The following is a 16,791-nucleotide window of genomic DNA, read 5'->3' as shown; positions in this document are numbered from 1 at the left end:
CGCGTTATGTGTATAGAGAGAGGAGCTGTCTTGAACATAACGAATTTGCCTTTTGGCGTCACTGACTGGTCTGGAGTTGAGAAAACCGAGCATTCTGGCGAGCAGGGTGTTGCTTACTGGAGAACTCGAAACTTTGGTGACATCCGAGTTCGAATGGTCGAGTACAGCCCGGGTTATTTGGCCGATCATTGGTGTGCCAAGGGCCACATACTTCTTTGTCTCGAAGGCGAGCTTCATACTGAATTAGACGACGGCCGGCATTTCGTACTCAGGCCGGGATCGAGCTATCAGGTCGCAGACAACGCAGAACTACATCGCTCATCGACAGAGCTTGGAGCCAAGCTATTCGTTGTCGACTAAATCCACATAACCAGGCCGTACCGGATGCCAAAACCTTCGCTGCGCTGCGGTTTTGTTTCCAGTGATGGCTAAGGCTGGCGGAACGCCCGGTAAACGAAGGGGCATCCGATTGGCAGATCGTGAATTGATTGAACTGGCAGATCCTCGAGTGCAGCACATGCCCGTCGCCGACTGCGGAGAATCTCTGATTGATGTAGCAAAGAGCGGGATAATCGCTTATGGCTCGCCTCCAGAGTGTCCCGAGACAGCGCCGTTTTATAGGATGTTGCGAGAAGAGGTCGTGAATAGGCTTGAAAAGGCGCAGCAACGGCTTCCAACAGGTCTGCAGTTTCGCCTTCATTCCAAAGCTACGCGTGTTGGCGGCGTTATACGTCAAGAGAGGCGCAGGCAATGCACCAAATTTTGGTATACGCAGATTCGTTGAGTTGGGGCATCATCCCTGACACTCGTGGTCGATTTCGATTTGACCAAAGGTGGCCGGGGGTTTTAGAGAATGCACTGCTCAATTCGGGTAAGTCCGTTCGGATTATTGAAGACTGTCTTAACGGTCGCCGTACCGTATGGGATGACCCTTACAAGCCGGGGCGAAACGGACTTGAGGGGCTAGAACAGCGCATCGAAATCAACTCGCCGTTGTCATTGGTTATCATGCTATTGGGAACCAATGATTTTCAGTCTATGCATAACTTGACCGCATGGCAGTCCGCACAAGGTTTAAAAACTCTGGTCGGGGCGATACGGCGCGCTCCTATTGAACCAGGAATGGAAGTACCGGCAATTGTGCTTGTGGCGCCCCCCGAATTGCAGAAGGCTAAAGGTAATATTGCGCCCAAATTTGAAAGAGCGGAAGACAAAGCCGTAGGTCTGGCTGACGCAATTCAAGTTGTGGCGGAAGAGTGTGGATGCCATTACTTTGATGCTGGTTCGGTTACTTCGACAAGTCGTGTAGATGGTGTTCACCTAGATGAAGACCAACATCGCACACTCGGTCTCGCGCTTGCCAAAGTAATACAACCGTTAGTCCAATAATTTTGCCGCATAACAAGTGCCGGTAACGGATGCCCTTGAAGTCGCGCCGTTCACTACTTGATCGAACACAAGTTGGATCTGTCGGTGTTTCACCCGAAATATCGCAATGACAACACCGGACGGCTGACTGACGATCCGGCCTTACGTTACTAGAGTTCAAGGTTGACAGGAATCAGAGTATCCTGCGGCTCACCGGTGTGCGCCGCGCGGCCGTTCTGGTTTATCAATTGCTTAGACGATCAAGGATTTCAAATTGCGATGCATATAATACGGAAGTTGATGCTTTCCAGTTTTTTCTGTTTCACCGCTGCTGCGGCATCCGCTGAGACCTTTGTATTCACGGCCATCCCGGATGAAGACGAAACCAAACTTGTTGAGCGTTTTCGCGGTGTCGCGGACTACCTCTCTGAGCAACTGAATGTTGATGTACGCTATATTCCAGTGAAGTCCTACGCGGCTGCCGTTTCAGCGTTCCGTAACAATCAGGTTCAGCTGGCGTGGTTTGGCGGTCTTTCTGGTGTGCAGGCACGCAGGCTGGTTCCGGGCGCTGAAGCCATCGCCCAAGGTGTTGAAGACGAAGCCTTCGAGACCTATTTTATTGCCAATACCAACACGGGTATTGAACCCGCCGCAGAGCTTTCAGAGCTGAAAGATCAGTTGCAGGGTAAAACCTTTACCTTCGGTTCCAAAGGCTCCACATCTGGCCGGCTCATGCCTGAGTTCTATGTGCGCGACACCTTTGGTGCAAAGCCTGATGACTTTTTTTCGCGCGTTGGCTTCAGCGGCAACCATACCCGCACCCTTCGCCTGGTTGAAGCCGGTACGTACGATGTAGGCGCGCTGAACTTTCAGGTTTGGGAGAAAGAACTTGGTGATGGAAACATAGACACCGATGCCGTTCAGGTGATCTGGAAAACGCCCGACTACCCGGATTATCAGTGGACGATTCGTGGCGATGTGGATGAGCGTTTTGGTGATGGTTTCAAGCAGCGTGTTACCGAGGCGCTGTTGAACCTCGATAACCCGAAACTGCTGGCAAGCTTCCCGCGTTCAGGTTTTATTCCTGCTTCTAACGCCGACTATGAGCCGATTCGTAAGACGGCTCAAGAGATCGGAATTCTCGATTAATGTCAGGCTTTGACCTTACGGACCTTACGGCCTCATTCAGCGGCAAGCGGGTTATAGGTCCGTTGTCGCTGAAGGTTAATCCGGGCGACAAAATCGCGCTGGTGGGTAAAAGTGGTGCGGGGAAGTCCACCTTGATTCGCCTGATTTACGAACGGATTAACCGGGATTCGTCTCTGATCCCTCAGGATCTTGGCCTGGTAAACGCCCTTTCGGTGTTCCATAACGTCTTTATGGGCCAACTGGATAAACATGCCACCTGGTACAACGCCCTCACGCTTGCCCGCCCGTTCGCCAAAGACAGGGCTGAAGTGCTGACCTTGTTGCAGTCACTGGGTATCACGGAAAAGCTATGGACACCCGCAGCCTCTCTGTCCGGTGGGCAGCGCCAGCGTGTTGCTATCGCGCGTGCGCTTTACCGTAACGCAGCCGTGCTACTGGCCGATGAGCCGGTTTCTGCACTCGATGGCCCCATGGCGAACTCGGTCATGATGCAACTGCGTGATCGCTTCACCACCAGTATTATTGCGCTGCACGATGTGGACCTCGCACTGAATTACTGTACCCGAATCGTTGGCATTCAGGATGGCCAGGTCGCCCTGGATCAACCCAGCGAACACCTTGCAGCGGCAGACATTGTATCTTTTTACTAGGTAACGCGGCCCGTTCTATGCCCTCTTCCCCAACGGTTCGTGTCAGCCTGATTTTCCTTGCCATCGCCTTGGTTGGGTTGCTGTTTGCGGATATCGCGGTGACCACCTCCAACCCCTGGCGGGATCTCGGTAATTTCCTGTTTGGCATCGCAACGCCCAACTTTTTCAGCACTGAAGGGTTGATGACCGCACTGTTGAGGACGGTCGCCTTTGCCTTTGTCGGGGTTGCGCTTGGGAGTGTCGCAGGCTTCCTGATGGCATTGGCTTACCGATCCCTGCCCGTGCGGATTTTTTGCGCCTTTATTCGCGCCATTCACGAGCTTTTCTGGGCGCTGATCTTTCTGCAGTTCTTTGGTTTTCACCCACTCACGGGCGTATTGGCCATCGCCATTCCCTACGCCGGGATTTTCGCCAAGGTCTATTCAGAAATCCTGGAAGAGGCCGATCCGGAATCTGGCCGTGTGCTGCCGCCCGGCACTGGGAATATGTCGGCGTTCCTTTATGCCCGTATTCCCGATTGCTGGGTAAAGATGCGCACCTACACAGCCTACAGGCTGGAATGCGGCCTTCGCTCCAGTGCCATTCTTGGGTTCGTTGGCCTGCCCACACTGGGTTTTTATCTTGAGGCATCTTTCTCCCAGGGGCTTTATTCCGACGCTGGCGCGATGCTGATTCTGTTCTATGTATTAATCGCCACCATGCCGCTCTGGGTAAGGCCAAAGCTTCTGCCCGTGTACGTTCTTGGCGCTCCGTTTTTTCTTGGTGAAGGGTTGCCCATTGTATGGGGCAATGTGCAGCGTTTTTTCACCGAAGACATCGTGCCTGCGCCATTGCGCAACGGGGAAGGTTTAACGGGGCTAACGCCGTGGCTAAGTGATTTGATGATCAATGAGGCCCTGCTGGGCATCTGGAACACCCTTGTGCTCACCCAGATCGCGCTTGTAGCGACAGGGATTCTGTCGTTACTGGCATTCCCCTTGATATCAAACCACTTTGGCGGGCCTGTACGGCGCAGTGCCGGGCATGTGGTTCTGGTGATCGTACGGTCCACGCCTGAGTACATTCTGGCGTATATTTTGCTGCAACTCTGGGGGCCTTCAATGCTGCCTGCGGTGGTTGCTTTAGCGCTGCACAACGGTGGGATTATCGGGCACCTGATTGGCCGGCAAACCAATTCCATTAAACTCCGCGCAGACGCTGCAGAAGGTTTCAACCGTTATAGCTGGGAGCTGGTACCCCGCGTATATCGCTCATTTCTGGCGCTTCTGTTCTATCGCTGGGAAATCATCATGCGGGAGACAGCCATACTGGGGATTCTCGGCATCTACACGCTTGGCTTCTATGTAGACAGCGCTATTCAGAACATCCGGTTTGATCGTGCCATGGTGCTGATTCTGGTAACGGCTCTGCTCAACATTGGAATTGATACTCTTGGGCGTTATATTCGCCGCAAGCTCGCCTTGCAAACCATGCCGACCTGCTGAACGAGAAACCGTTGACACCAAGGCTAGGGGTGAACAAAAGTGCGATCCGGACACGGCTGCTTTCGAGCCAATGCGGCCCTTGGAGTGGTAGAGTTGCGGATGCCAAACCACCTACATCAACGGGAGTAAGAGCATGGAGATCGAACGCTTTATTGCTGACTGCATCACTGCCAACGAAGAGACTGATGCACAAGCCGCCGTCAACGAAGTACTTGCCCGAGCGGTCTCTACACCCGCAGCTGTGTTGGCCGCGCTAGGCGATCCAGGCAAGGCAGGACTAAATGTACTTCTAAGCTCCCCAACGCTGACGATATTTGCCGCCACGTGGACTCCGCAGATGAATCTCATGCCTCATAATCATCTGATGTGGGCTAACATCGGAATCTACACAGGCCGTGAGGACAACATTTTTTGGAAAAGGACGTCTGACGGAATCAAGGCATTCGGTGCAAATGCCTTGTTTGTAAAAGATACCGCAATGCTAACTGAAGACGCACTACATTCTGTTACCAATCCGTTGCAGCGTTTTACGGGTGGCATTCACATCTATGGCGGTGACTTCTTTGATACCCAGCGGAGCCAATGGAATTCAGAGACACTTGAAGAAGAGTCTTCTGATGGCACCAGGATTCGCGAGATTTTCCAACGTGAAAACGAAAGACTGGGCCTCCAGCGCTGCTGAGCTTAAGCGTTACGCGCAAAATACAGACGTTAGCAGCCCAGGTTTCTGACGTTGGTTATTGGGAGAATATTTCATGTCGAAGAAAGTAGTCATGTTTGAATACGAGAAAGAAACAAAAAACAGTGTTCGCTATAAGGAGGTCCCTGATGAAGGAACTGCTCCGATCGTGGGTACTTTGTATGTTCAGAAGTGGTTTGCTGGTAACAGCAAATCTATTGAGATAACGATAGACAAAAAAGACTAGCTGGCTCGCGATTATTCCTGCTGCAGGCGTTATACCTAGAGGGTCACCATGGATTGGCTAAATTTCATATTATCCGTCATTGAAGCAATCGCATGGCCAGTAGCGTTTGTTGCTGCGGTGGTATTTCTACGCCAGGAATGGGTTGACGTCATCCAAAGTCGCCACAAAGCTTCGTTTTACACGTTAACCCGTTTTTTTTGGGGTTTTGGTTTCAAACGGTAAGACACTCGTCATTTCAACAACATTGGGGTATCCAGTATGTTTTCCGGCCTGAGCGCATTTCCTTTGACCCCGATGAATGAACGCGGTTTGGACGAAGCGGCGTTTGTTCGATTGATTGGGCGGCTTGTCACCGCCAACGTCGACTCAATCGGCGTACTCGGCTCGACCGGGAACTATGCTTACCTGACCATGGCGGAGCGTGCGCGGGTGGTAAGACTTGCGGTGGAACACGCAGGAAATGTCCCAGTGGTGGTGGGTATTGGTGCGCTGCGTACGCGCGATGTGCTTGCCTTGGCTGAAGACGCAGAGGCTGCGGGTGTCTCTGGGGTACTGTTGGCACCAATGTCATATCAGAAGCTGCGCCCAGAGGAAGTTTTTGGGCTCTATGAAGCGGTAACGCATGCACTGTCGATACCGCTGTGTGTTTACGATAATCCCGGTACCACGCAGTTTGTGTTCAGTGACGAGCTTCATGGCCAGATAGCACAACTTCCGAACGTAGCATCCATCAAGATTCCGGGAGTGCCTGAGGATCCTGTTACGGCAAGATCGAGAGTGGAACGACTTCGTGCACAGATTCCTTCACACGTCACTGTGGGCGTCAGCGGCGATGGTTCTGCTGCAAACGGATTGAACGCCGGCTGTGATGCCTGGTATTCGGTGATCGGGGGCGTGTTTCCCTCCACCGCACTTGCGATTACTCGCGCAGCCCAGGCTGGGAATGCGAAGGAAGCGATACGCTTGTCGGAACGATTGCAGCCGCTGTGGGAGTTGTTCAGCGAGTTTGGAGGCAGTCTTCGCGTTGTTGCAGCTGCTGCAGAGTTGCTGGTGCTCGTTGAACACCCGTGTTTGCCGTTGCCGCTCAAGGCCTTGGATGGAGAAGGGCGCCGACGACTCGGGGAATTGATTGATGAACTGGATTTATCCTGACGGGGCTAACCCGCTGCGAAGCAGAGGGTTAGCCTTTCTTTAATCACTCAAAGAGGGAATTATTCAACGCGGGTTAAGGTAACGTCGATGTTGCCACGGGTCGCGTTTGAGTAGGGGCACACTTTGTGCGCTTCGTTGATCAGCTTTTCAGCCTGAGCATCGTCCATGCCCGGCAATGAAATTTTCAGCTCAACTTCGATACCAAAACCCCCCGGAATCTCACCGATGCCGACTTCGCCTTCGATTGAGGCTTCTTCCGGCATTGCCAGCTTGTCGCGGCCCGCGACGAACTTCATGGCACCAATAAAGCAGGCAGAGTAACCAGCAGCGAAGAGCTGCTCAGGGTTTGTTCCTTTGCCACCGGCACCGCCAAGTTCTTTCGGAGTGGTCAGCTCAACATCCAGAATACCGTCTGATGAGATGGCGCGACCGTCACGGCCACCCGTGGCTTCGGCGGATGCGCGATAAACGATTTTTGCAACAGACATAATGTTTGCTCCTTTCGACGAGCCGTTTTGATGGCTCCTCGTTTGCGTGATTAACGAGTGCGCAAATTGTAAGCGCTGTTCGATTACTAAGTTAGCGCACAAATAGATTGTGCGCAAGATAAATGGCGGAAGTGTAATAAGCGCGTGCCAGGTGAAGGAGCTCAGGTGGGTGTTTTCAGATTACTGCGCAGTTTGATCAGCTGCTGTTTCAGTTCCATAAGGTCGGCGACTGACTGACCACTGACATTCACAATGCAACCCGGTATATCCTTGGCTTGGTCCTGAAGAGCCCGGCCCTGTTCTGTGAGATGCAATTCAACCACGCGTTCATCGTCTTTCCGGCGTTGCCGGTTCAGCATACCGTCCGACTCGAGCCGCTTGAGCAGAGGCGTGAGCGAGCCGGGGTCTGTCAGCAATCGCTTGCTGATATGGCTCACGGTTATCCCGTCTTCCTCCCACAAAACCAGCATGGCCAGATACTGCGGATAGGTCAGATTTAGGGATTTTAGCAGTGGCTTATAGGCTTTGGTCATCATTAAAGACGTCGAGTAGAGGGCAAAACACAGCTGGTTATCGAGCAGAAGCTCGGAGTAGGAGTCGTTGTCAGGCATGAAAGATCCATTGTGTCGGCGGCGATAAAAGCCATCGCGCTAAGTATTTAACTCCGAGTGTACGGCGTTTTTTAGGGGTTTTTCCAGTGAACATGACTGGCAGCACTGAAAGAGCTCCCCTGCGTTTGGTTCCTTTCGCTAGGCTCCGGTGCGGTTTACCATTAGTGTCAATGACCTAAAGTTGCCAACGAGTTTTTTATGAAAGAGCTTCTAGAACAACATGATTTTATTGTCGCTGAGGCCGCCATCGTCGAAAGGCTCCGCCGCAACAAACTGATAGAGCTAGACGGCAGACTGATGCATGCCCCCCTGGTATTTACTGAAGAGGGTAGGGCTGCACTGACGAACCTGTATCAGGAATATTTAGGCATCGCGGAAGCCAATGACAGGCCTATCTTGCTTTGCACACCGACCTGGCGGGCAAATAAGGAGAGAGTGCAAGCCTCAAACCAGCGGCAGGACATTAATGTTGAGGCCGCCACGTTTCTAAAAGAACTGGTTGCCGAAGAACCTAGAAAAGTACCCGTTAAAGTTGGTGGCCTGATAGGCTGCAAGAACGATTGTTATTTGCCTGACGAAGGATTGTCACTGAGTGAAGCGAGCGAGTTTCATCAATGGCAGATCAATCAGCTAGCCAGTGCAGAAGTTGATTTTCTAATGGCAGTAACCTTGCCCTCTGTAGAGGAGGCGGCTGGAATTGCTTTAGCCATGGAAGCAACTGGATTACCTTACATTATCAGTTTCGTGATCGGCTCTGATGGTAAGGTTCTGGATGGAATGGACATCCAGAAAGCAATTGAATACGTGGATTCCAAGACTGTGAACCACCCGCTCGGCTATTTTATTAACTGTTCCTACCCGTCATTTTTGAACCCAAAGACTCTTTCTGAAAAAGTATTTGAGCGGCTGATCGGTATTCAGGCGAACGCGTCATCTCTTAGCCATGCGGAACTAGACGGTTCCACAGAGCTAAAATCTGAATCTGTTTCGGAGTGGGGTAGCCTTATGGTTCAGCTGAACCGGGATTTTGGACTAAAAGTACTAGGCGGTTGTTGTGGCACCAGTGGCAAACACCTCCGTTATCTAACAGAAAATATTGTTTAGCACGTAAAGCAATCGAGCAGCATGAAGATAATATTTTTTCATTAACAAATCGGATCACCAGATGCGTAATGCACGCTGCTGCCAAGGAGTAAATGATTTGCCTGAATTGAAGACTTTTGGCCTTTTTATCATCACTGCATTAGCGGAAATTCTTGGCTGTTATTTGCCATATCTTTGGCTTCGGGAAGGCAAAACAATCTGGCTTCTGGTACCCGGTGCTCTGAGTTTGGTCGCGTTTGTCTGGCTGCTGTCGTTACATCCAATGGCGGCGGGCAGGGTGTATGCAGCCTATGGTGGTGTTTATATTTTTATGGCGATTTTGTGGCTGTGGACAGTCAACGGAATTCGACCAACAACATGGGACGTAGTGGGCTCTGCGGTGGCACTTTTGGGCATGGCCATCATCATGTTTGCGCCTCGCACCACGTAACCCGTCAATTAAGTGGGTTATCTGCAACGTTTGGTTCCTGAAGGATGAGAGCTTACCAAGCGGGCGCACCGCTTCCTTCGCTTCAGCGTTAAGCCTCAGGATGGACAGATCCTATAAAAATCTTGCTGCCGGCAAATTTAGTCATTACTTTTGATATCTCTATTGTTTATTCCTTCTGTTTGGCCAGGGGGAATGCCATTCATATTCAGGATGATACATTCTATGTTAGGCGCTTTTGGCTTGGTAACCCCGGCAGAGATACTGTTCGGACGGGGGCACATAGCCCAATTAAACGATCGGGCGACAAAACTGGGTACGCGAGCATTAGTAGTGCATGGTAGAAATCCAGGCAGGCTCTCTGGTGTCTTTGCGTCATTAAAGACCGTCGATATCGTGCAAACGCTGTCCATTGAGAAAGAGCCAGATCTGCAAACACTGATGGAGGCTATTGATCACGGCAAGTTACTGGGAATAGACCTGGTCCTCGGTATCGGCGGTGGTTCTGTTATGGATGCCGCTAAAGTACTTGCGGCTATGCTGCCCAGTCAGACAGATTTGATCAGCCATCTGGAGGTCGTCGGAAGCGGGTTGCCACTGTCAGCCAAACGCCTGCCGTTGATTCTGGTTCCCACCACCTCTGGCACAGGTGCAGAAGTCACTCGAAACGCGGTTATTGATATTCCGGAAGCCCGGCGCAAGGTGAGTCTCAGGGATAACCAGTTACTCCCGGATCTTGCTTTGGTAGACCCTGCGCTTACCGACAACTGCCCCCGGCAAGTCAGCTTATACTCGGGGCTGGATGCTGTTACTCAGGTAATCGAGCCGTTTCTTTCGTCGCGCTCAAATCTGTTTACGGACATGTTGTGTCAGGAGGCTATCCCCAAGGGGCTCCAGGCTTTAAAGCAATTAATGGACAGGGAATCCGAAGAAGCGCGTGACTCGCTGGCTCAGGTGAGCCTTTTCGGTGGCCTTGCGCTTGCGAACTCGGGGCTGGGTGTTGTTCACGGCATTGCTGGCCCGTTAGGCGGACTATGCGGTGCGCCGCACGGCGCGATATGCGGCGCATTGTTACCAGCGGGCATAGCGGCTAACCGCGATAACGTAGTTGAAGTAGATCACATCGCTCGTATCGATCGGGTGATTGACTGGATTGCTGAAGTATTTGAGACCTCCAGAGGCCAAGCATTGCACCGTTTTCGGCAATGGATTATTCAGAATGGATTACCCGGTCTTGCGTCAATCGGAGTGACGGAGGAACACATTATTTCAGCCTCACAAGCAGCGGCCAGCTCGTCCTCCATGAAGGCCAATCTTGTGGTTTTGTCCACTGCGAGCATAGAAAACGTGATGCGCCATTCTCTATGATGACAACCCTGACATGCGGCCAAAAGAGACCTGATTGCGCCCTTGCAGCTTGGCCCGGTAGAGTTCCTCATCGGCCCTGGCAATAGCTTGGTCCAGGGTGACATGTTCAGCATGGCGGCTGGTGACACCGATGCTGATGGTGCATTGAATCAGCCTGCCGCGGTCATTGGTCACCAGCTGCTCAATATTGTGGCGGAAACGTTCGGCCACTTTGAGAGCCTCCGCCTCGCTCGTTTCCGGCAACAAAAGAGTGAATTCCTCACCCCCCCAGCGGGCCAGGAGGTCGCCGCGGCGCCGCGATCTATCAAGCTCGTCAGCAACTGCCTTCAAGACCTTGTCGCCGACGGCATGGCCATATTGATCATTGATGTTCTTGAAACGGTCAATATCGATCATTGCCACACAGACGTTTCTGTTCTTGCGCGTGACCAGGCTCCATAGTGATTCGGCGACAGGCAGAAAACCGCGCCGATTGTTCAGGCCGGTCAGCAGGTCAGTCTGTGCATTTTGTTCGGCTGCCGTTCGGGCCTCTTCGTTTTTACGAACCAGATCGGCCAGCGCCAACATCAACAGTATGGCATCCACTACCATGCCGATGTCCACGGCGTAGTACCCAAGCTGGGTATAAGGAATCATGCCGGTTACCGTTGAGGCCGTAATCGAAGCGCCAACAACGGAGGCTAATGTGCCCAGCATGAAATAGCGTGCGGACTGGTTGCCCGCCACCCAGCTCGACACGCCCATGTAGACCATCAATACACTGAACACCGGCACAACCAGGAATGCCAGGCGCAACGCCAGGCCCTGTTCGTCTAAGGCGAAACAGGCAGCAAAAAGCGCAAAATAAGCCACGCTGATTGTCTGGAGGGTTCTGTGGAACCGTGGTTGGCAGCGCTTGATGTTCAGAAAATTCGTCGCAAACGCCAAGCCGGAACTGGCAAAACACAGCATCAGTAGGGGTGGCGCCCATTGTTGCCAGTCCACCGCCTCGGGCCAGAGCAGGGCCATTCCGATACCGTTGTAGGATGCCGTCGTGGCCACAAAGCTGCCGGTGTAGAGCGAGTAGAGCAGATAACGCCGCTGCCGAAGGCCGGCGAACAGCATCAGGCTGCAGGCTGAAAGTGCAAACATGACGCCGTAGACGAAGCTGTAGAACGCCGTTTCTGACTGCTCTCGACTGTGGCTGGCCGCAATACTGGAAAAATACAGTGGCACCACCATTGGGTCTGCTGTCTCAATCCGCAGCAACAGGCGTGTCTCGCCGGGCGGAAACGGATAGTCGGCACTGGGTATGCGTTTGGCGAGGGAGCGCTCATTCAGCGGAATACGATCACCACCGATAAAGTGCTGTGGCAGCCGGCCTTCTGTGATGAAAAAGAAGTCGACGTGCTCCAACCAGCCTGTTCTGACGGACACGCGGCGGAAAATGGTGTCATCGGTCGGATTGAGAACATTCGCCACCAGCCAGATTGCACCGGAATTGATGCCTCTGGTTAACACGCTGGACTCAGGGTACTTCAGGACAGTGTGATTTCCGCGAATCAGGGACTGAACCTCGTCAACGGAGAGCGCCTCTTCTTGTTCAGCGAGAAATGCCATCTGACCGACCACTGCGTCCTGGTATACGGTCCGAACGTCAATGACAGGCACTGCTCCGTCATCGGCATCGGATTCAGCCCGCGCGCACGTTGTCAGGTTCACAATAATCAGAAGAAAAATGAGGGGCCAATGCAGTCGCACTTAACTGTTTATCCGTTAATGTCATTTTCGTAGAATATAATTAAATCGCCAACATATCATATCTGGCGTCATTCTTCTGCCCGAGCGCGTCGCAGAAGGTGAAGGCCCTGTGCGATTTATCAGGTCAGACACGTGTCGGTTCTGATCGCAGGGGAGCATGTGCATTTCGAGCCCATGGTGCAGACGTCGCAGGAGATTGTCGGAATGATGGAAAAGAAGGTTAATGGCTGCTCGCCCGCTCTTCCTGCAGCTTGGCCCGAACGTTTATCAACACGTTGCCGTGCCAGGCTGAAAATCTATTCTTCGTCGCTGAAAGCCGACCGGTGGAACTCTGCGGCTTCTCCAGCTTCCTTGACGCCTGCTTCCCAGAGTTTGGGTACGTCGCCACCCGTTAGCACCTCAAGCACAGCGTGAACACCTTTGGCCAGCGAGGAAAGGTTGTATCCACCCTCCAGAACGAACGCGAGCTTGCCCTCGCAGTGTGTGTCAGCAATGTCCTGAACGATTCTGGTCAACACTTTAAAACCGTCATAGGTGAGGTTCATCGCCATATCGTTGTGGTGGGGGTCAAACCCTGCCGAGACCAGTACCAGGTCCGGTTTAAAGTGCTCTGCGGCGGGCACCAGTATGTCTCGGAAGACCTTCTCGTAGGCAATGTCGCCGGTGGTTTCTGGAAGTGGGACGTTGATGGTGTAGCCTTCACCTAAGCCAACACCCACTTCTTCAATCAGACCAGATCCGGGATAAAACGGTGCGGCGCAATGGGTGTCAAAGAACAGCACATCCGGGTCTGCCCAGAAAATATCCTGGGTGCCATTGCCGTGGTGCACATCCCAGTCAATGATCAGAACACGTTCACAGCCCAGCTTTGCCTGGGCATGGGCGGCCGCTACGGCAACGTTGTTCAGTAGGCAGAAGCCCCGTGCACGCACGGGCTCGGCGTGATGTCCTGGCGGGCGCACAAGGGCGAAGGCGCTTTGTGCCTCACCCTTGCAAACGCTTTCCACGGCAGCAATGGCGTTGCCGGCTGCCGCGGTGGCCGCTTTGATACTGTCGGGGGAAACCGCCGTGGTGTCTCTGTCAAGCCAGGCGCGTTTGCCATCCAGTGAAAAGAGATGGTCCAGATAGGACGTGATGTGCACGCGTGCCAGTTGATCGTAGGTGGCAGCGGGCGCTCCTGACTGGAAATGAACGCCGGGTATGGGGTTTTTATCCAGATGCGCTTTGATCGCCGCCAACCGCCCCGGATGTTCAGGATAGCTCCATTTAAAATCCAGTCCCTGGAGAATAGTCCTGACTCGTTTTTCTACCCGGCTAGGAATGAACGGCAGATCCACCTCGGGATTATGCCCCAGCATTATCTCATCATAAAACACATTGACACTGCGATCGCCGATCACAAGACACTCTCCTTCTTGAGCTCTTTCGGTTGCTTGCCGTAGCTAACGTTTCGAAACAGTTTCGAAACGATTTCGACAGGCTCCTCATGGTTGCTGTGACGCAAGGGCTTCCTTCACAGTTGAGGTGAAGGCCGCGGCGCGAATACCGGTGGTTTTAAAGCCTAATTTGGTCCACGCTGCTTTAGCCTCTTTATTAGATTTAGCGTATTCGAGGACCAGCTCATGTACATTGTGGCTTTCCGCAAACCCAACCAGCTCTCGTAGCAGGGCCTTGAAAACACCAAGGTTCCGAAACTCGGGCGCCACCCACACATCGTCAATTATTCCTGATCTAAAAACCAACGCTTCCGCTTGTTCCCAAATTCCTTGACTGTGCCACACATAGATATAGCCCATTCCGATGAGGCCGGCATCCGGGTTCTCGGCCACAGCCAGTAATTTATTATCATCTCCCAATGAAGAGCGCAGCACATTCAATAGCCGGTTATGCTCAATTTGCCTGAGATTCTGCGGCGGTGATCCAGAAACATGCAGCGCAAGTTTAGCGAGGAACTCCACGAGTACCGGAAGGTCCTCTTCGCGTGCTTCCCGAAGCACAAAGGTCGCTTTACCGGCTTTTTTTCTGGCCATGAAAGACTCCTGGAACTGAATGACGCAGAACAGACTCCACTGAAGATCAATCGGAGCTGTATCTCCCGTTTACTTTAGCCTAACAATTCACAGCTCTCCTGCTTCATTTCAATTTCCCGACTATTAATTGCCGTATTGCGCATGCTCTGCGCCAGAAGCTGGCAGTCGGGCTTCGGCTATCCGGTTTTCTGTACCTTCGAGTGGCTACAGCAGCGTGAGAAAATTCCGGTTGAACGTCAAGCCCGGGTAACGTTCGGACACAGTCACAGAACTGTGTCAGTGGATGAAACTCTGCTTGCCAAGGGAACGTATGTATTACAGTTATATGAAATTTATAAAGATTCACCTAAATTTAGCATATTTTATTATTCACTTTAATTTTGAATTTATTAAATATTATTTATTTTGTTAGTATTATCTAAGATTTACATTAATACTAATAGATAGTTGTTTTTTACTGCCATATACGGTGTGATTTAGTGCGAGAGTTATAATTATGGGTACTAATATAGACGTGCTAACAAGAAATAATGTTACCGTTTTAGGTGAAGGCAATATAACGGTGCTGTTAGCAAATGGATTTGGATGTGACCAAAATATGTGGCGATTTTTATTGCCGCATATTAACGGCGACTATAAGATTATTTTGTTTGATTATGTGGGGTCGGGGAAATCTGACGTATCGCAGTTTCAGCCACAGAAATATAATACATTAGATGGGTACGCCGAAGATATTCTAGACGTGTGCAATGCATTATCACTTAATAATGTGAATTTAGTTGGTCACTCTGTCAGTAGTATTATTGGTTTGTTGGCCGCTATAAAAAACCAGAGTATTTTTCCAAGCTGGTTATGGTGTGCCCAACGCCTTGCTTTTTGAACTTTCCTCCTAAATATTTTGGTGGTTTTGATGAGGCAGATCTGCATGAATTGTTAGGCTTAATGGATAAAAATTACATTGGCTGGGCCGAGTATCTAGCACCCTTAGTGATGGGCGTTAATAACTCGGAAATGCTGACCGATGAACTTTCAAGCAGTTTTTGTTCTACTGACCCTCTCATTGCTAAAAGCTTTGCTAAGGCGACATTCTTTTCTGACCACAGAGAAAATTTAAGTCAAGTTATACATCCAACATTAATATTCCAAAGTGATGATGACGCCTTAGCCGCTAAGTCAGTTGGTGAATACATGCAGAATGAAATACAAAATGCATCAATAGAAATCATTAAAGCGGAAGGGCACTGTTTACATATGACGCACCCTGAAAAAATCGCACCTCTATTAATAAAATACCTAAATGAAAAATAACTTGGCTAATATTGATAATGAATTTATGTTGGATAATTTACCTTGCGGCGCGCTGGTCACGAGCGCTGAGCATGTCATTCTTGATGCGAATGATTATTTTTTTAATGAGTTTTGTTGGGATAAAAGCTTTCTTGTTGGCCGTAATGTAGAAAGCATTTTAACGAAAGCCTCTAAAGTTTTTTATCAAAGTTATTTTATTCCCACATTATTGCATGAAAAATATTGTGGAGAAATGCAGTTGATTATTGTAAATAGAAATGGAATACGTATTCCTATTACCGTTAATGCAAAGATAGGTGTGAATGGAAATGTCTATTGGGCTTTTTTTGATGCAAGCGATAGAGACAAGCTGTATGAAGAGCTTATTCAAGCTCGTGAAAAATTGGAATTGCAAGCCCTCGAGTTGAAGGAGTTGGCGTCCATCGATGAGTTAACAGGCCTTTTAAATAGGCGGGAAGTTAAATCTCGATCAATACCTGTTTTGTCTCAGTTTTCCAGAACGAAAAATTCCTTGTCGATTCTTATGATCGATATAGATTTTTTCAAGCGAATTAATGATAGGCATGGCCATTCAGAAGGAGACAAGGTATTAAGAGATTTTGGTCGGTTGTTAACAGAATGTGGCAGGGAAAGCGATTTAATTTCTCGATTTGGCGGGGAAGAGTTTTTGATTTTATTGCCGGACACTAACTTAGAACAAACGATGATTTTTTCGAAAAGACTGCACGGTCTAGCGAATAAGATATTAATTGACGAAGAAGCGTTAACCGTAAGTATTGGGGTTAGTTTATTTGATGGTGAAATGTCTTTCGAAGAGATGGTAGGTAAAGCTGATATCGCGTTATATAAAGCGAAAGACTTGGGTAGGAATAGAACTGAAGTATTCTCCCTAATCTAGCCGCCCGGAAACACTGACTTTTTATTCAACTTATCTTTCATCTCCCGATTATTAGGCGTACGTTGTATATATGGTGTCTATCGGCTGG

General features: G+C 50.7%; 19 protein-coding genes. 14 read left to right on the top strand and 5 right to left on the bottom strand.

Going from position 1 to position 16,791, the window contains the following annotated elements; genetic code table 11:
- Window positions 1-30 precede the first annotated feature (30 nt).
- The 8 genes from MIH18_RS12245 to MIH18_RS12210 all read left to right on the top strand — a co-directional run bounded on the left by MIH18_RS12245 (window position 31) and on the right by MIH18_RS12210 (window position 6,729).
- The gene (locus MIH18_RS12245; protein WP_249012517.1) at window positions 31-360 is read left to right on the top strand and encodes a DHCW motif cupin fold protein; all 330 of its coding nucleotides are present in this window, start codon (window positions 31-33) and stop codon (window positions 358-360) included.
- Between the two features lie 390 nt (window positions 361-750).
- Window positions 751-1,389 carry an SGNH/GDSL hydrolase family protein gene (locus MIH18_RS12240; protein WP_249006757.1) on the top strand — a complete coding sequence of 213 codons (639 nt, stop codon included), beginning with the start codon at window positions 751-753 and terminating at the stop codon, window positions 1,387-1,389.
- A gap of 279 nt (window positions 1,390-1,668) precedes the next feature.
- The gene (locus MIH18_RS12235) at window positions 1,669-2,517 is read left to right on the top strand and encodes a putative selenate ABC transporter substrate-binding protein (RefSeq protein ID WP_249006756.1); all 849 of its coding nucleotides are present in this window, start codon (window positions 1,669-1,671) and stop codon (window positions 2,515-2,517) included.
- Entirely contained in the window at window positions 2,517-3,167 is a 651-nt protein-coding gene (locus MIH18_RS12230) for an ATP-binding cassette domain-containing protein (protein WP_249006755.1), read from the top strand. Before MIH18_RS12235 ends, MIH18_RS12230 begins: the two co-directional genes overlap by 1 nt.
- A gap of 17 nt (window positions 3,168-3,184) precedes the next feature.
- A complete protein-coding gene (locus MIH18_RS12225) occupies window positions 3,185-4,651 on the top strand; it encodes an ABC transporter permease (protein ID WP_249006754.1) in 1,467 nt (488 codons plus the stop codon).
- 133 nt (window positions 4,652-4,784) lie between these two features.
- A complete protein-coding gene (locus MIH18_RS12220; RefSeq protein ID WP_249006753.1) occupies window positions 4,785-5,333 on the top strand; it encodes a hypothetical protein in 549 nt (182 codons plus the stop codon).
- Window positions 5,334-5,406: 73 nt separating this feature from the next.
- Window positions 5,407-5,577 (top strand): hypothetical protein, encoded by a 171-nt coding sequence (locus tag MIH18_RS12215; RefSeq protein WP_249012516.1) that lies wholly within the window; start codon window positions 5,407-5,409, stop codon window positions 5,575-5,577.
- Between the two features lie 258 nt (window positions 5,578-5,835).
- Window positions 5,836-6,729 (top strand): dihydrodipicolinate synthase family protein, encoded by an 894-nt coding sequence (locus MIH18_RS12210; protein WP_249006752.1) that lies wholly within the window; start codon window positions 5,836-5,838, stop codon window positions 6,727-6,729.
- A 59-nt stretch (window positions 6,730-6,788) separates the two neighbouring features.
- On the opposite strand, the gene MIH18_RS12205 is transcribed toward MIH18_RS12210, so the two are convergent.
- Together MIH18_RS12205 and MIH18_RS12200 are read right to left on the bottom strand one after the other, a co-directional pair.
- Complete coding sequence (locus MIH18_RS12205; RefSeq protein WP_249006751.1) at window positions 6,789-7,217, bottom strand: organic hydroperoxide resistance protein; 429 nt, start codon at window positions 7,215-7,217, stop codon at window positions 6,789-6,791.
- A 161-nt stretch (window positions 7,218-7,378) separates the two neighbouring features.
- Window positions 7,379-7,828: a MarR family transcriptional regulator gene (locus MIH18_RS12200; RefSeq protein WP_249006750.1), complete on the bottom strand. Its 450-nt coding sequence runs from the start codon at window positions 7,826-7,828 to the stop codon at window positions 7,379-7,381.
- A gap of 198 nt (window positions 7,829-8,026) precedes the next feature.
- On the opposite strand from MIH18_RS12200, the gene MIH18_RS12195 reads away from it, so the two are divergent.
- From MIH18_RS12195 to MIH18_RS12185, 3 genes are all read left to right on the top strand, one after another.
- Window positions 8,027-8,932, top strand: a complete 906-nt coding sequence (locus tag MIH18_RS12195; RefSeq protein WP_249006749.1) for a homocysteine S-methyltransferase family protein — start codon at window positions 8,027-8,029, stop codon at window positions 8,930-8,932.
- A 97-nt stretch (window positions 8,933-9,029) separates the two neighbouring features.
- The gene (locus MIH18_RS12190) at window positions 9,030-9,362 is read left to right on the top strand and encodes a YnfA family protein (RefSeq protein WP_249012515.1); all 333 of its coding nucleotides are present in this window, start codon (window positions 9,030-9,032) and stop codon (window positions 9,360-9,362) included.
- Window positions 9,363-9,584: 222 nt separating this feature from the next.
- Window positions 9,585-10,727 carry an iron-containing alcohol dehydrogenase gene (locus tag MIH18_RS12185; protein ID WP_249012514.1) on the top strand — a complete coding sequence of 381 codons (1,143 nt, stop codon included), beginning with the start codon at window positions 9,585-9,587 and terminating at the stop codon, window positions 10,725-10,727.
- Here MIH18_RS12185 and MIH18_RS12180 read toward each other — a convergent pair.
- The 3 genes from MIH18_RS12180 to MIH18_RS12170 all read right to left on the bottom strand — a co-directional run bounded on the left by MIH18_RS12180 (window position 10,722) and on the right by MIH18_RS12170 (window position 14,497).
- Window positions 10,722-12,467: a diguanylate cyclase gene (locus MIH18_RS12180; RefSeq protein WP_249012513.1), complete on the bottom strand. Its 1,746-nt coding sequence runs from the start codon at window positions 12,465-12,467 to the stop codon at window positions 10,722-10,724. The two genes, MIH18_RS12185 and MIH18_RS12180, sit on opposite strands and share 6 nt — an antisense overlap.
- Before the next feature lie 296 nt (window positions 12,468-12,763).
- Window positions 12,764-13,867 (bottom strand): histone deacetylase, encoded by a 1,104-nt coding sequence (locus MIH18_RS12175; RefSeq protein WP_249012512.1) that lies wholly within the window; start codon window positions 13,865-13,867, stop codon window positions 12,764-12,766.
- 84 nt (window positions 13,868-13,951) lie between these two features.
- On the bottom strand, window positions 13,952-14,497 hold the full coding sequence (locus MIH18_RS12170; protein ID WP_249006744.1) for an N-acetyltransferase: 546 nt from the start codon (window positions 14,495-14,497) through the stop codon (window positions 13,952-13,954).
- Window positions 14,498-14,993: 496 nt separating this feature from the next.
- Here MIH18_RS12170 and MIH18_RS12165 point away from each other — a divergent pair, with 496 nt between their 5' ends.
- Genes MIH18_RS12165 through MIH18_RS12155 form a run of 3 tightly spaced genes read left to right on the top strand, consistent with a single transcriptional unit; the run spans window position 14,994 to window position 16,703 of the window.
- Window positions 14,994-15,377 carry an alpha/beta hydrolase gene (locus MIH18_RS12165; protein ID WP_249012511.1) on the top strand — a complete coding sequence of 128 codons (384 nt, stop codon included), beginning with the start codon at window positions 14,994-14,996 and terminating at the stop codon, window positions 15,375-15,377.
- Complete coding sequence (locus MIH18_RS12160) at window positions 15,374-15,805, top strand: alpha/beta hydrolase (RefSeq protein ID WP_249012510.1); 432 nt, start codon at window positions 15,374-15,376, stop codon at window positions 15,803-15,805. The genes MIH18_RS12165 and MIH18_RS12160 overlap by 4 nt, the downstream gene beginning before the upstream one ends.
- Window position 15,806: 1 nt before the next feature.
- Window positions 15,807-16,703, top strand: a complete 897-nt coding sequence (locus MIH18_RS12155; RefSeq protein WP_249012509.1) for a GGDEF domain-containing protein — start codon at window positions 15,807-15,809, stop codon at window positions 16,701-16,703.
- Window positions 16,704-16,791 lie beyond the last annotated feature (88 nt).

Source organism: Marinobacter sp. M3C (genome assembly GCF_023311895.1).
GTDB lineage: Bacteria > Pseudomonadota > Gammaproteobacteria > Pseudomonadales > Oleiphilaceae > Marinobacter.
The sequence above is the reverse complement of the archived record's forward strand: the minus strand, read 5'-3'. Positions and strand labels throughout refer to the sequence as shown.